13 protein-coding genes, 2 rRNA genes and 1 riboswitch are annotated in these 14244 nt (G+C 41.1%); of the genes, 14 read left to right on the forward strand and 1 reads right to left on the reverse strand.

Going from position 1 to position 14244, the window contains the following annotated elements; translation table 11 throughout:
- Positions 1 to 100: ribosomal RNA gene (locus HHO41_RS04900) — 23S ribosomal RNA — on the forward strand; the annotation flags it as partial.
- A gap of 74 nt (positions 101 to 174) precedes the next feature.
- A 5S ribosomal RNA gene (rrf, locus tag HHO41_RS04905) occupies positions 175 to 291 on the forward strand.
- Between the two features lie 430 nt (positions 292 to 721).
- Here the strand turns inward: rrf and HHO41_RS04910 are convergent.
- Entirely contained in the window at positions 722 to 1732 is a 1011-nt protein-coding gene (locus HHO41_RS04910; protein ID WP_169096077.1) for a DUF1646 family protein, read from the reverse strand.
- A 209-nt stretch (positions 1733 to 1941) separates the two neighbouring features.
- On the opposite strand from HHO41_RS04910, the gene HHO41_RS04915 reads away from it, so the two are divergent.
- The 12 genes from HHO41_RS04915 (at position 1942) to purH (ending at position 14242) form a co-directional block, all read left to right on the forward strand.
- Complete coding sequence (locus HHO41_RS04915) at positions 1942 to 2136, forward strand: NETI motif-containing protein (RefSeq protein WP_169096079.1); 195 nt, start codon at positions 1942 to 1944, stop codon at positions 2134 to 2136.
- Positions 2137 to 2222: 86 nt separating this feature from the next.
- Positions 2223 to 2324: riboswitch (purine riboswitch) on the forward strand.
- A 270-nt stretch (positions 2325 to 2594) separates the two neighbouring features.
- The gene (purE, locus tag HHO41_RS04920) at positions 2595 to 3083 is read left to right on the forward strand and encodes a 5-(carboxyamino)imidazole ribonucleotide mutase (RefSeq protein WP_169096080.1); all 489 of its coding nucleotides are present in this window, start codon (positions 2595 to 2597) and stop codon (positions 3081 to 3083) included.
- A 1-nt stretch (position 3084) separates the two neighbouring features.
- Positions 3085 to 4221, forward strand: a complete 1137-nt coding sequence (gene purK, locus HHO41_RS04925) for a 5-(carboxyamino)imidazole ribonucleotide synthase (RefSeq protein WP_211171044.1) — start codon at positions 3085 to 3087, stop codon at positions 4219 to 4221.
- A 3-nt stretch (positions 4222 to 4224) separates the two neighbouring features.
- Positions 4225 to 5523 carry an adenylosuccinate lyase gene (gene purB, locus HHO41_RS04930; RefSeq protein WP_169096084.1) on the forward strand — a complete coding sequence of 433 codons (1299 nt, stop codon included), beginning with the start codon at positions 4225 to 4227 and terminating at the stop codon, positions 5521 to 5523.
- A 208-nt stretch (positions 5524 to 5731) separates the two neighbouring features.
- Positions 5732 to 6445: a phosphoribosylaminoimidazolesuccinocarboxamide synthase gene (gene purC, locus HHO41_RS04935; protein WP_169096086.1), complete on the forward strand. Its 714-nt coding sequence runs from the start codon at positions 5732 to 5734 to the stop codon at positions 6443 to 6445.
- Positions 6438 to 6692 carry a phosphoribosylformylglycinamidine synthase subunit PurS gene (gene purS / locus HHO41_RS04940; RefSeq protein ID WP_169096088.1) on the forward strand — a complete coding sequence of 85 codons (255 nt, stop codon included), beginning with the start codon at positions 6438 to 6440 and terminating at the stop codon, positions 6690 to 6692. Before purC ends, purS begins: the two co-directional genes overlap by 8 nt.
- Positions 6689 to 7372, forward strand: coding sequence for a phosphoribosylformylglycinamidine synthase subunit PurQ (gene purQ, locus HHO41_RS04945; protein WP_169096090.1), 684 nt, complete (start codon positions 6689 to 6691; stop codon positions 7370 to 7372). Before purS ends, purQ begins: the two co-directional genes overlap by 4 nt.
- Complete coding sequence (purL, locus tag HHO41_RS04950; RefSeq protein WP_169096092.1) at positions 7356 to 9575, forward strand: phosphoribosylformylglycinamidine synthase subunit PurL; 2220 nt, start codon at positions 7356 to 7358, stop codon at positions 9573 to 9575. Before purQ ends, purL begins: the two co-directional genes overlap by 17 nt.
- Positions 9560 to 10972: an amidophosphoribosyltransferase gene (gene purF / locus HHO41_RS04955; RefSeq protein WP_169096093.1), complete on the forward strand. Its 1413-nt coding sequence runs from the start codon at positions 9560 to 9562 to the stop codon at positions 10970 to 10972. The genes purL and purF overlap by 16 nt, the downstream gene beginning before the upstream one ends.
- 112 nt (positions 10973 to 11084) lie before the next feature.
- Positions 11085 to 12110, forward strand: a complete 1026-nt coding sequence (gene purM / locus HHO41_RS04960; protein ID WP_169096095.1) for a phosphoribosylformylglycinamidine cyclo-ligase — start codon at positions 11085 to 11087, stop codon at positions 12108 to 12110.
- Positions 12111 to 12120: 10 nt separating this feature from the next.
- Complete coding sequence (gene purN, locus HHO41_RS04965; RefSeq protein ID WP_169096097.1) at positions 12121 to 12711, forward strand: phosphoribosylglycinamide formyltransferase; 591 nt, start codon at positions 12121 to 12123, stop codon at positions 12709 to 12711.
- On the forward strand, positions 12704 to 14242 hold the full coding sequence (purH, locus tag HHO41_RS04970; protein ID WP_169096099.1) for a bifunctional phosphoribosylaminoimidazolecarboxamide formyltransferase/IMP cyclohydrolase: 1539 nt from the start codon (positions 12704 to 12706) through the stop codon (positions 14240 to 14242). The genes purN and purH overlap by 8 nt, the downstream gene beginning before the upstream one ends.
- Positions 14243 to 14244: the final 2 nt, after the last annotated feature.

Raw genomic sequence — 14244 nt, forward strand, 5'->3', positions numbered from 1 at the left:
CTAGTAAGATCCCTGAAAGATGATCAGGTTGATAGGTCAGAGATGGAAGCGTGGCGACATGTGGAGTTGACTGATACTAATAGATCGAGGACTTAACCAATTAAGGTGATTAACGTTTTACCATTTCTTCTTCATTATCTAGTTTTGAGAGAACGAAGTTCTCTAACAAAATAGTCTGGTGGCGATAGCGAGAAGGTCACACCCGTTCCCATACCGAACACGGAAGTTAAGCTTCTCAGCGCCGATGGTAGTTGGGGGCTCTCCCCCTGTGAGAGTAGGACGCTGCCGGGCAAACGAAAAAAACAGCTGATGAGGCTGTTTTTTTGTTTTGTTTGTAATTGTATCGGACATATAGTTTGTTATTTTTATAAAAATGAGGCATTTACAATATTTGCGGACATTGAGTACGTTATTTTATAGAAAATCATGTATTTGATAGTCATTAGGCTGAAATAAGGCATCACATGTCCGAAAAAAAGAGAAATCACGATTTTTGATTCAAATAAGGGATTATATGTCCGCTCGAGTTCATAGAATAACAACTCAACAAAATAGGTAACTTAAAACGGCTGATAAATGGCCGTTTTTTTTTTAGCATGTGCAAAAAAGTAATCTGCAGTGAAAATAGAAAAAATCACCCTTTGGATTATTGCTCCAAAATAAATAAAAGAACCAAGGATACGACACCTTGGTTCTTCATGCGTACATTTCAGGAAATCGATTAAAAAACAAACAACACAACAAAATATACTAACATTGTAATTAATCCAACTGGTACTCCGAACTGGGCCCATTCTTTACTAGTGATGTTTAATTTGCTTGCTGAGATAATATTGGGGATATTACCAGGAATGAGCATACCACCGCTGATTAGAAGCCCTAGTAAAATGGCTTGAATCGTTTCTGAATCCATAGCTGGGCTAATTTCTGCAGCTGCAAGCGTAGCATTATCCAAAACAGCAGATATCATATTCATCCAATATAGTAGCATCGGATGAAGGCCTAAAACATATTCATTAATGAGTGGTTCGAATCCATGTCCTAAGAAGGTTAGTCCCATGACAAACAAATAGATTTTCACAGATCGAATCAGAATTTCTTGGTAGCTTTCTGTCTTTGAAGCAGATTCCAAGCCATGAGTACTCTTGTGCGGTTTGACAAAGATAATCGTCAGTAAACCGAATAGTAAAACAGCAGGAATTACTTCCCATCCTATTAAATCAATTAAATAGAAGAAACCTTCGTCAAGTTTGCTAACGGTGATTGTCGAGAGCGGTTCGCCAATTGGTGTAAGGGCAGCTCCGAGACCGATAGAAAAACAGGCTAGTATCGTAAAGCGAATTTCAGATTGCCGATCGAGCGGAAGAACATTAATAATAATGACTAGCACGATGGCTGCAATAATTGCGGTAATGATACTTGAAGCAAGTCCCAAAACGATTACCGTTAAGGCAAGGAAAATTTTTGGGGATAGAAGATTGCTTAATGTTAAGATTGATTTTTCTAATGGAGCCTGGGCCCATTTTGTTACCAGTCCGGCAATTAATACAGCAAGTGTAATATTTATAGGATCAATAAGAGCTTTTTGAATTAAATGTCCATTCATCATCCCACTAACTAATGCTGCAGCAATACCCATAATGAATAAAAAAATCTCTAAATTTTCCTCTACCTTTTTGACAGAGAAAGGTAATAATAAAACTAAAATTAAAATAATCACTAATCCAATCATTGTTCAATTCCTTTTTCTATAAGTTATTTAACATAAATAATATTATATATTACTTTAGATAATCGAAAAATCATTATTTTGAAAAAATATTGTCGATTTGGTCATTTTTCGTTTAGAATGAGTTCAATTGTGTTTTTAGTATGTGTACATGCTTTAAGTGTTATGTAAGTTATTGGAAATCGTAGTAATAAGAGAGGTAAATATTTCAAATGAGTACAAAGAAGCAGTTTGAGGTTCAAGAAAATGAAACGATTGCCGAGTGCTTAAAGCGGATTGCAGACGAGGGCTATACACCAACAAGAAGAATCGAGAAACCAATCTTTATAGAGGTAAAACAAGGAGATTTAGTCTCTTATGAGCCGGTCGGACGATATATTGTCTTTGAAGCGAAAAAGTCGAAGTAAAACACGAACATTAACAACTTGCCAACAGTAAATGTTCGATATATTTATTGACGAAAAACATCATTGTTGGTATGATAATTGTAACATTATATGTGTAGACATCCCCTCGTATAATAATGGGAATATGGCCCATGAGTTTCTACCCAATTACCGTAAACAATTGGACTATGAGGGAAAGTGGTGCCGTTTAAGAAGTGGAAGATGATCACTTCTTTTTGGGGTGGTATTAACTATATGCATCTTAAGCCCGGACAGACTGCTTTCTCTTATTTTTATCAAGGGAAACATTTCTGTTCAGGGCTTTTTTTGTGTGATGTGTAAATCCTAACGGCGTAGGGATTCGCCTTTGGGGATTCGCTGTTGAGTGATCCATGAGTAGACTTCATGATTGTGATATCTGTTTTATTTTTACAAAAGCAAAAGGGGAATTTTTTTAAAGAGTTTGGAGGAGGGATTTGGTGGAAGCGAAGGTTGGCGTGATTATGGGGAGTAAGTCGGACTGGGAGACGATGAAGCATGCCTGTCAGAGTTTGGAGCGCCTTGGGGTTCCTTATGAGAAGAAGGTTGTGTCGGCTCACCGTACACCTGATTTGATGTTCGAATATGCAGAGTCTGCGAGACAAAGAGGGATTCAGGTGATTATTGCTGGTGCTGGGGGTGCGGCGCATTTGCCTGGAATGGTAGCAGCAAAGACAACTTTACCGGTGATTGGGGTTCCGGTTCAATCCCGTGCGTTAAATGGACTTGATTCGTTGTTGTCAATTGTGCAGATGCCAGGGGGCGTCCCGGTTGCAACGGTGGCGATTGGCACGAGTGGGGCAACGAATGCAGGCTTGATGGCAGCGCAAATTTTAGCCATAAATGATACTGATTTGGCAGATAGACTTGAAACGGTAAGGCAGGAAGCAAAGCTTGCGGCGATTGAAAGCAGTGAGGAGCTTGTGTAATATGGTGATTTTACCGGGACAAACGATTGGTATTATTGGTGGCGGTCAGCTTGGTAGAATGATGGCAATCGCGGCAAAGGCACAAGGATTTCGGATTGCTGTGCTAGATCCAGATGAAGATTCGCCTTGCGGCCAGGTTGCTGACTTTAAAGTAGTTGGTAATTATGAGGATGTATCAGCGATTAAGCAGTTAGCTGAAATTAGTGACGTGATAACGTATGAGTTTGAAAACATTGATGCCGAGGCATTAAAAGCGATTAGTGACCGGGCATATGTCCCTCAGGGAACTGAGCTGTTGGAGATAACGAAGGATCGGATTGCGGAAAAGACGGCAATTCAGGCGGCTGGTATTGATGTTGCACCGTTTGCGGTGATTCAGACGAAAGCTGATATTTATGATAACATAGAGGTGCTTGGATACCCTGCTGTACTGAAAACGTCACGGGGCGGTTATGATGGCAAGGGGCAGTTAGTAATCAAGAGTGAAGAGGATATTAACGAAGCTGATTCATTGCTTGCCCACGGTCCATGTGTCCTTGAGAAATGGATGCCATTTATGAAGGAAGTTTCGGTGATTGTATCGCGAAATGTTCGCGGTGAGACAGCGGTTTTTCCAGTGGCGGAAAATATCCATGTTCGTAATATTTTACATCAAACCATTGTACCTGCAAGGATAGGTGAGCTTGCACGGGACAATGCTTTAAAAGCAGCGCTTCAACTTGTCGAATCGTTGGGAATGGTAGGAACTCTTGCTGTCGAAATGTTTGTGATGGCCGATGAGTCAATTTTTATTAATGAATTGGCCCCTAGACCACATAACTCTGGGCATTATTCAATTGATGCTTGTGAGACGTCACAGTTTGAGCAGCATATTCGGGCGATTTGTAATTGGCGCTTAGGTAGTACGGAGCTGTTGAAGCCTGCAGTAATGATTAATGTATTAGGGGAGCACCAAGCAGTATTATTAGAAAATATTTCAACATTGTCCAATTGGAAGATTCATCTTTATGGTAAGAAGTTGGCTAAAGTAGGACGGAAGATGGGGCACGTGACATTACTGCGTGATACCGTTGAAGAGGCCATTTTGGAAGCGGATGATAGTCAAATCTGGGACAGTGTCATATTGATCGGAGGATAAAACATGATTGATCGTTATACAAGACCTGAAATGGGTGCAATTTGGACAGAGGAAAATAAGTTTAAAGCATGGTTGGAAGTTGAAATTTTAGCTTGTGAAGCATGGGCTGAGCTTGGCGATATTCCAAAGGAAGATGTCAAAAAGCTTCGCGAAAATGCATCGTTTGATATTAACCGTATTAACGAAATCGAATTAGATACTCGCCACGATGTAGTTGCGTTTACACGTGCCGTTTCTGAAACATTAGGTGAAGAACGGAAATGGGTTCATTATGGTTTAACTTCAACTGATGTAGTTGATACAGCTCTTTCTTATTTAATCAGACAAGCAAATGAAATCCTATTAAAGGATATTGAAAACTTTATCGAGATTATTAAAAATAAAGCAATTGAACATAAATATACAGTTATGATGGGCCGTACTCACGGAGTTCATGCTGAGCCAACTACTTTTGGCTTAAAGCTTGCCCTTTGGTATGAGGAAATGAAGCGTAATTTAGAGCGTTTTAAAGCGGCAGCTGCAGGAATTCAATTTGGGAAGATTTCCGGAGCAGTAGGTACATATGCCAATATCGATCCATTTGTTGAGAAGTTTGTTTGTGAAAAATTAGGCTTGCAAGCAGCGCCAAATTCAACACAAACGTTGCAACGTGATCGTCATGCACACTATATGTCCACTTTAGCGTTGATCGCTACTTCTGTTGAAAAGTTTGCGACTGAGGTTCGTGGCTTACAAAAGAGTGAAACTCGCGAAGTTGAGGAATTTTTTGCAAAAGGTCAAAAGGGTTCTTCGGCTATGCCGCATAAGCGTAACCCAATTGGCTCTGAAAATATGACTGGTATGGCTCGTGTTATTCGCGGTTATATGATGACTGCTTTTGAAAATGTGGCATTATGGCATGAACGCGATATTTCCCACTCATCAGCAGAACGGGTCATTATCCCAGATGCGACAATCGCTTTAAATTATATGTTGAATCGCTTTGGAAATATTGTGAAGAATTTAACGGTATTCCCTGAAAATATGAAGCGCAACATGGATCGTACTCTTGGCCTCATTTATTCACAACGCGTATTACTAGCGTTAATTGATAAAGGCCTCGTCCGCGAAGAAGCTTATGATACTGTACAGCCTAATGCAATGAAGGCTTGGGAATTACAAGTTCCATTCCGCAGCTTAATTGAAGCTGATGAGAAAATTACAGCATATTTATCTCCTGAAGAAATTGCAGCTTGCTTTGATTACAGCTATCATCTGCAGCATGTAGACACAATTTTTGAACGAGTAGGTTTAGCAGAATAAGAGTTGTTTATCTAGCCACTTGGTTAGATTTTATAAAGATTAATAAAGGTAAAGGCACAACCTTTACCTTTTTAAAACCAGTCAAGACTGAACATTCAAAAAATCCCAATATTCGTAATTGAAACCAATTTGATGGTGAGCCGAAAGGAGAGAAGGGCTTGTTCCAATTGTCTAAGTAAAGCGGCAAAGGGAAGTCAGCCCGAAAAGGATGAAAGAGCTTCTATATGAAGGTAAAGCAAAGAGAATTTATTCAACGGAAGATGAAAATGTGGTGCTAGTTGAGTACAAGGACTCTGCAACAGCCTTTAATGGCGAAAAGAAGGCGGAAATTAGCGGTAAAGGCCGTTTGAATAATGCAATTACCAGCTTGCTTTTTGAAAAGCTTCATGAAAAAGGAATCGAAACTCATTTTATTAAACAGCTTTCGGAAACGGAGCAGCTTGTCAAAAAGGTAAGCATTGTGCCACTAGAGGTTGTAACTCGTAACGTGGCTGCAGGCAGCCTTGCGAAAAGATTGGGATTAGAAGAAGGTCAAGCATTATCCAAGCCATTAGTGGAATTCTACTATAAGGATGATAGCTTAGGTGATCCGCTTGTAACAGTTGATCATGTTCTAGAATTGAACATTGCGACAGTGGAAGAGCTGGAGATATTAAAGGAAAAAGCGCTAAACATTAATGCTGTTTTAGTAGGCTTTTTTGAGGGATTGGGCATTCGCCTAATTGATTTCAAACTTGAGTTTGGAAAAGATGCCTCAGGAAAGATAATGTTAGCGGATGAAATTTCACCTGATACTTGTCGTTTATGGGATGCTAAAACAAATGAAAAGCTCGATAAAGATGTATTCCGCCGCGATTTAGGAAATCTCACTGATGCTTATGAAAATATTTTGGCTAGATTAGGAGGCCCTCAGCATGGTTAAGGTAAAGGTTTATGTAACATTAAGAGAAAGCGTATTAGATCCTCAAGGTAAAGCTGTGAATCACGCATTACATTCATTAGGTTATAGCGAAATTAAGGATGTTCGTATCGGAAAGTTCATGGAACTATATGTTGATCCATCTGGTCGTGATGTTGAAGAGGTAGTTAAAGAAGCATGTGAAAAGCTTTTAGCTAATCCGGTAATTGAGGATTTCCGCTATGAAATAGAGGAGAGTGTCACTCAATGAAATTTGCGGTAATCGTTTTTCCTGGTTCGAACTGTGACGTTGACATGTATGCTGCGATTAAGGATGAACTGGGTTCCGATGTAGAGTATGTTTGGCATGCTGAGAAGGATTTAGATCGATTCGATGCGATTTTACTTCCAGGTGGCTTCTCGTATGGTGACTATTTACGATGCGGGGCAATTGCCCGATTCAGTAATATCATGGCTGAAATTAAAAAGGCTGCTGAAGCTGGAAAGCCAGTTTTAGGGGTTTGTAATGGATTCCAAATCTTATTGGAAGCAGGTCTTCTTCCAGGTGCGTTGCGCAGGAACGAGAGCTTAAAGTTTATTTGTCGCCCAGTAGATTTGAAGGTTGAAAATAATAACACATTATTCACAAATGAGTATGAAGCTGGCGAAGTGATTTCGATTCCGATTGCCCATGGTGAAGGAAATTACTACGTGGATGAGGCAACGCTTCAGCAATTGAAGGATAATAAGCAAATTGTATTTACTTATGTAGACAATCCAAATGGTAGTCTTGAAAATATCGCTGGTGTCATCAATGAGCGCGGAAATGTATTAGGAATGATGCCACATCCTGAAAGAGCGGTCGATGAGCTTCTTGGAGGCGCGGACGGTCTTAAACTTTTCAAATCGATCGTAAAACAATGGAGGGAATCATATGTCGTTAAAGCTTGAACCAACTCCCGAGCAAATTAAGTCTGAACGAATTTATGCAGAAATGGGCATGTCTGATGCTGAATTTGCTAATGTAGAAAAAATCCTCGGCCGTACGCCTAACTATACCGAAACCGGACTATTTTCGGTAATGTGGTCAGAGCATTGTAGCTATAAAACTTCAAAGCCAATTTTAAAGAGATTTCCAATAACCGGGGAGAAAGTACTGCAAGGCCCTGGTGAGGGAGCTGGAATTGTTGATATTGGCGACAACCAAGCAGTTGTTTTCAAAATCGAAAGTCATAACCACCCATCTGCAATTGAACCATATCAAGGTGCTGCTACTGGTGTAGGTGGTATTATCCGCGATGTATTCTCGATGGGTGCAAGACCGATTGCAATGCTTAACTCTTTGCGTTTCGGTGAGCTTTCTGATTCTGCACGCGTACGTTATTTGTTTAAAGAAGTTGTCGCAGGTATTGCTGGCTACGGGAACTGTATGGGAATTCCAACAGTTGGTGGAGAGGTACAATTTGACCCTTCTTATGATGGGAATCCATTAGTAAACGCAATGTGTGTCGGTTTAATTGACCATAAAGATATTAAGAAAGGTCAAGCACATGGAGTTGGAAACACCGTTATGTATGTTGGTGCGAAAACAGGCCGTGACGGAATCCATGGTGCAACGTTTGCGTCTGAGGAGTTACATGATGCTTCTAGTGAGGATCGTCCAGCAGTTCAAGTCGGTGACCCATTCATGGAAAAACTTCTTTTGGAAGCATGTTTAGAATTGATTCAATGTGATGCCCTTGTTGGGATTCAAGATATGGGTGCAGCTGGATTGACAAGCTCAAGTTCTGAGATGGCAAGTAAGGCTGGGTCAGGTATGGAATTAAATCTTGATTTTGTGCCGCAACGTGAAACAGGTATGACGCCATATGAAATGATGCTTTCTGAATCACAGGAAAGAATGCTGATTGTTGTCCAAAAAGGTCGCGAGCAGGAAATCGTTGATATCTTCTCAAAATATGATCTTGAAGCTGTTTCCGTCGGTGTGGTAACAGATGATAAAATGTACCGTTTGATTCATAAAGGTGAAGTTGTTGCAAATGTTCCTGTTGACGCTTTAGCTGAGGATGCTCCTGTTTATCAAATGCCATCAGCTGAACCGCAATACTTCCGTGATTTCCAAGCGATGGAAAATGAAGTTCCTGCGCTTGATAACTATGGTGAAACGTTATTGCAATTATTGCAACAACCTACGATTGCTTCTAAAGAGTGGATTTATGATCAATATGACTATATGGTGCGCACAAATACAGTTGTGGCTCCTGGTTCTGATGCAGCCGTTCTTCGCATTCGCGGGACAGAAAAGGCATTAGCGATGACAACTGACTGTAATTCACGTTATCTATATTTGGACCCTGAAACTGGTGGGAAAATTGCCGTTGCTGAGGCTGCTCGCAATATCGTTTGTTCTGGTGCAGAACCACTAGCAGTAACAGATAACTTAAACTTTGGTAATCCAGAAAAGCCTGAGATTTTCTGGCAAATCGAGAAATCGGCTGACGGTATTTCTGAAGCTTGTCGTGAGTTAAATACTCCGGTAATCGGTGGAAATGTCTCAATGTATAATGAAACGAACGGAAACGCCATTTATCCAACGCCTGTAATCGGTATGGTTGGGCTAATTTCTGACGTAAAACATATCACAGCACAAAACTTTAAAGCTGCTGGCGATTTAGTTTATCTTTTAGGGGAAACTAAAGATGAGTTCGGCGGAAGTGAGCTACAAAAAATGCTAAACGGAAAGATTTTCGGACAGTCGCCTAGCATTGATCTAGCTGTGGAAAAAGACTATCAGCAGAAAGTTTTAACAGCGATTCGTTCCGGTTTGGTTGAGTCTGCTCATGACTTAGCTGAAGGTGGTTTGGCTGTAGCGGTTGCTGAGAGTGCGATTGGTTCTAAGGGTCTTGGTGCAGAAATTAAGGTTACGGGTAATCCAGTGTCAGCATTATTCGCAGAATCACAGTCACGCTTTTTATTAACTGTTAAAAAGGAAAATCAACAGGAGTTCGAAAAATTAGTTGGTGCCACTCTAATTGGGGAAGTTACGGCCCAACCAGTTTTAACAATTGCAGTTGACGGTGAAAAACTTATTACTGAACAAGTTGAGAATTTAGAGAAGGCTTGGAAAGGAGCTATTCCATGCTTGCTGAGTTAAGAGGCTTGAATGAAGAGTGTGGTGTTTTCGGCGTTTGGGGACATAATGACGCTGCCAGCATTACTTATTACGGCCTGCATGCACTTCAGCACCGCGGACAAGAGGGTACGGGAATTGTAACAACTGATGGCGAAAAGCTAGAAATCGTCAAAGGTGAAGGTCTTGTCACGGAAGTGTTCAGTTCTGAGGTAATGTCAGAACTGAAGGGGAAAGCGGCAATTGGTCATGTTCGCTATGCGACTGCTGGTGGCAGTGGCTACGAAAATGTGCAACCTCTTCTATTTCATTCACAAACTGGAAGCATTGCGCTTGCTCATAACGGTAATCTTGTTAATGCTCGTTTAATTAAATCAATTCTTGAACAACAAGGAAGTATTTTCCAAACAAGCTCTGATACTGAAGTGTTGGCGCATTTAATTCGCCGTAGCGGTGAGCGCCATATGAAAGATCAAGTTAGAAGTGCGTTAAAACAGATTGAAGGGGCATTTGCTTACTTGATTTTAACGGAAAAGGAAATGATGGTCGCACTTGATCCTCATGGCTTGCGTCCACTTTCATTAGGTAAGCTTGGTGATGCCTATATCGTTGCTTCTGAAACTTGTGCATTTGACGTGGTTGGGGCTGAGTTCGTCCGTGATGTGTTACCTGGAGAATTATTAGTTATTAATGATGAAGGTATTACAACGGAATTCTTCGCAGAAAACAAACCAAGTGCGATTTGTGCGATGGAATATATTTATTTTTCCAGACCAGACAGCGATATTCACGGTATCAATGTGCATACCGCTCGTAAAAGGATGGGGAAAAGACTTGCAGCAGAAGCAAAAATTGAAGCGGATGTCGTGACGGGTGTTCCTGATTCCAGTATTTCCGCTGCGATTGGTTACGCCGAGGCAGCAGGAATTCCTTATGAGATGGGTCTGGTGAAAAACCGTTACGTAGGTCGGACTTTCATTCAGCCGTCGCAATCATTGCGGGAGCAGGGTGTGAAGATGAAGCTATCTGCTGTTCGTGGAGTTGTTGAAGGGAAACGGGTTATTATGGTTGACGACTCGATTGTGCGCGGAACAACGAGCCGAAGAATCGTAACGATGCTGAAGGATGCAGGTGCAACTGAAGTCCACGTCGTTATCAGTTCACCTCCAATAAAAAATCCTTGTTTCTACGGAATTGATACTTCAACAAAGGAGGAGCTCATCGCTTCTTCCAACTCTGTTGAGGAAATTCGTCAGTTGATTGGCGCCGATTCGTTAACGTTTATCAGCGTTGAAGGAATGCTTGAGGCAATTGGCAGAGTCGATAAGGATAAAAACTGTGGTCATTGCTTGGCCTGCTTTACCGGGGAATATCCAACAGAACTTTATCCTGATACGTTGCAATATTACTATCAAAAATAAGCGGCATTAATTTTAATGTCGCTTTTCTTTTCAAAGCGGAAGTGGCATATTCGGGGCTTGTGAACTGAACCCTGAGCCGCTTGTGCTAGACAACGAAAAAGGAGATTTGAAAATGGCAAATGCTTATAAAGAAGCCGGCGTTAATATCGAAGCGGGATATGAAGCGGTTGAAAGAATGAAGCGGCATGTTGCAAAGACTAATAGATTGGGAGTTATGGGCGGACTAGGCGGATTTGGCGCGATGTTTGATTTGTCTGCGTTAAATATGAAAGAGCCTGTGTTAGTGTCAGGTACAGACGGCGTTGGTACAAAACTGATGCTAGCCTTTCTGGCGGACCGACACGATACAATCGGAATTGATGCCGTGGCAATGTGTGTGAACGATATTGTTGTTCAAGGTGCAGAACCACTTTATTTCCTTGACTATATTGGCTGTGGACAGGCTGACCCTGCCAAAATTGAAATGATCGTAAAAGGTGTGGCAGATGGCTGTGAACAAGCAGGTTGTGCGTTGATCGGTGGAGAAACAGCAGAAATGCCTGGTATGTATGATGTTGAGGAGTATGACATTGCCGGATTTGCGGTTGGTGCTTGTGAAAAATCAAACCTGATTACTGGTAAAGATATTAAAGCCGGTGATGTACTGATTGGTTTGGCATCAAACGGTATTCATAGTAATGGCTACTCACTTGTGCGCAAGGTATTTTTAGAAAAAGCAAACTTAAGCTTGGATGCGAGTATTGAAGAGCTTGGCTGCACATTGGGTGAAGAATTATTAAAGCCGACTAGAATCTATGTGAAGTCTATTCTATCAGCTTTGAAAAAGTTTCCGATTAAAGGAATGGCACATGTTACCGGAGGCGGTTTCCATGAAAACATTCCAAGAACATTCCCAAGCGGTTTAGGTGCGGAAATTAAAGAAGGCAGTTGGAAGATTCCTGCTGTGTTCGCATTGTTAGAAAAGTACGGTGAAATTAAACACGAAGAAATGTTCAATATTTTTAATATGGGTATTGGCATGGTCGTGATTGTTGATAAAGAACAGGCAGATGCAGTGGTTGAGCATTTTAACGGTTGTGGGGAAACTGCAACGATTATTGGTGAAATGACCGAGAACGAAGGGATTTCGATTATTTAGGGGGATACGGATGAAAAACATTGCCGTCTTTGCATCCGGGAATGGAAGCAATTTTCAAGCAATTATTGATGCAGTTCAGGCTGGTACAATGACTGCATCGATAAAAATTCTCGTATGTGATAAACCGGATGCCTTCGCTGTTGAACGGGCCAAAGCGGCAGGTATTGATTACTTTGAGTTTCGTGCGAAAGATTTTACTGATAAACAAGCATATGAAACGGAAATCTTAGCAAAATTAGCAGAATACCAAATTGATTTGATTGTGTTGGCTGGATATATGAGATTGATTGGTTCGACATTATTATCAGCGTTTGAAGGACGAATCATCAATATTCATCCATCGCTATTACCGGCCTTTCCTGGCAAGGATGCAATGGGGCAAGCGCTTCGGGCTAAAGCTAAGGTAAGTGGGGTAACCGTACATTATGTTGATGCCGGAATGGATTCTGGTCCAATTATTGCACAAGAAACAGTTGATATTGACGAGAACGAAACGATTGAAACTTTACAAGAAAAGATACATAAAGTGGAGCACCAGCTGTACCCGGCCGTGATTCAAATGCTGGTTTCCAAAATGAGGGAGGAAGTAAAAAATGGCTAAAAAGCGTGCGCTTATTAGTGTTTCTGATAAGCAGGGTATTACTGAATTTGCAAAAGGTTTAAGTGAACTAGGCTACGAGTTAATTTCTACAGGCGGAACAAAAAAGGCGCTACAGGAAGCGGGCATCCCTGTAATTGGTGTTAATGATGTAACGGGCTTTCCGGAAATTTTAGAAGGTCGTGTTAAAACATTAAATCCGCTTATTCATGGTGGCCTGTTGGCGAAGTTTGACAATGAATCGCATCAACAACAAATGGAAGAGCATGGTATTAGTCCAATTGAGCTAGTAATTGTAAACCTTTATCCGTTCCAACAAACAATTGCAAAGCCTGATGTTACTGTTGCTGATGCCATTGAAAATATTGATATTGGTGGTCCGACAATGCTGCGCGCATCTGCGAAAAACCATCAATACGTATCAGTTATCGTTGATCCGGAGGATTATCCGCGTGTATTAACTGAGTTAAACTTAACTGGACAAGTACAACCAGCAACTCGTCGTAAATTAGCAGCAAAGGTATTCCGTCATACTGCTAGCTACGATGCGATGATTGCTGAATATATGACAGACTTAGCTGGAGAAGAAAATCCAGAAAAATTAACAGTCACTTATGAGTTAAAGCAATCGCTTCGTTATGGTGAAAATCCACACCAAGAAGCAGCTTTCTACCGTAAGCCACTTGGTTCTAAATTCTCTGTTGCCAATGCGGTTCAATTGCATGGTAAAGAGCTTTCTTACAACAATATTAACGATGCCAATGCTGCCCTTCAAATCGTTAAGGAATTTGCTGAGCCAGCTGCAGTAGCTGTAAAGCATATGAATCCTTGTGGTGTGGGTACAGGTGCGACTATTTTTGACGCATATACAAAGGCATATGAAGCAGACCCAGTTTCTATTTTTGGCGGAATTGTTGCGTTGAATCGTGAAGTTGATAAAGCGACTGCTGAAAAGTTATATGAAATTTTCTTAGAAATCATTATTGCTCCTTCCTTCTCAGAAGAGGCAATCCAAGTGTTAACTGGTAAGAAAAACCTTCGCTTGTTAACTCTTCCGTTTGGTGAAAAGCAAAAAGCAGAGCGTGTGTTAACGTCAGTTGAGGGCGGCTTGCTTGTTCAAGATCAAGACCGTTATTCGTTAGAGGATGCTAACATCACGATTCCAACAAAACGCCAACCAACTGAAGAAGAATGGGAAGCATTAAAGCTTGGCTGGAAAGTTGTTAAACATGTAAAATCGAATGCGATTGTCGTTGCTGATAAAGAGAAAACACTCGGAATTGGTGCCGGTCAAATGAATCGTGTAGGCTCAGCTAAAATTGCACTAGAGCAAGCTGGAGTTGCTGCCAAAGGTGCCGGACTTGCATCTGATGCGTTCTTCCCAATGGATGATACCGTTGAAGCTGCAGCTAAAGCTGGAATTACAGCAATTATTCAAACTGGCGGTTCAATCCGTGACCAAGATTCCATTAACAAAGCTGATGAATACGGAATCGCCATGGTATTCACAGGCGTACGTCACTTTAAACATTAAGA

Origin of the sequence: Bacillus sp. DNRA2, assembly GCF_012843265.1 — a bacterium.
Taxonomy (GTDB): Bacteria; Bacillota; Bacilli; order Bacillales; family Cytobacillaceae; genus Bacillus_BU.

Coding starts and splice junctions, on each gene's coding strand:
- HHO41_RS04910 (WP_169096077.1), bottom strand. CDS start 1,732: ATGATTGGATTAGTGATTATTTTAATTTTAGTTTTATTATTACCTTTC.
- HHO41_RS04915 (WP_169096079.1), top strand. CDS start 1,942: ATGAGTACAAAGAAGCAGTTTGAGGTTCAAGAAAATGAAACGATTGCC.
- purK (WP_211171044.1), top strand. CDS start 3,085: ATGGTGATTTTACCGGGACAAACGATTGGTATTATTGGTGGCGGTCAG.
- purB (WP_169096084.1), top strand. CDS start 4,225: ATGATTGATCGTTATACAAGACCTGAAATGGGTGCAATTTGGACAGAG.
- purC (WP_169096086.1), top strand. CDS start 5,732: ATGAAAGAGCTTCTATATGAAGGTAAAGCAAAGAGAATTTATTCAACG.
- purS (WP_169096088.1), top strand. CDS start 6,438: ATGGTTAAGGTAAAGGTTTATGTAACATTAAGAGAAAGCGTATTAGAT.
- purQ (WP_169096090.1), top strand. CDS start 6,689: ATGAAATTTGCGGTAATCGTTTTTCCTGGTTCGAACTGTGACGTTGAC.
- purL (WP_169096092.1), top strand. CDS start 7,356: ATGTCGTTAAAGCTTGAACCAACTCCCGAGCAAATTAAGTCTGAACGA.
- purF (WP_169096093.1), top strand. CDS start 9,560: ATGCTTGCTGAGTTAAGAGGCTTGAATGAAGAGTGTGGTGTTTTCGGC.
- purM (WP_169096095.1), top strand. CDS start 11,085: ATGGCAAATGCTTATAAAGAAGCCGGCGTTAATATCGAAGCGGGATAT.
- purN (WP_169096097.1), top strand. CDS start 12,121: ATGAAAAACATTGCCGTCTTTGCATCCGGGAATGGAAGCAATTTTCAA.
- purH (WP_169096099.1), top strand. CDS start 12,704: ATGGCTAAAAAGCGTGCGCTTATTAGTGTTTCTGATAAGCAGGGTATT.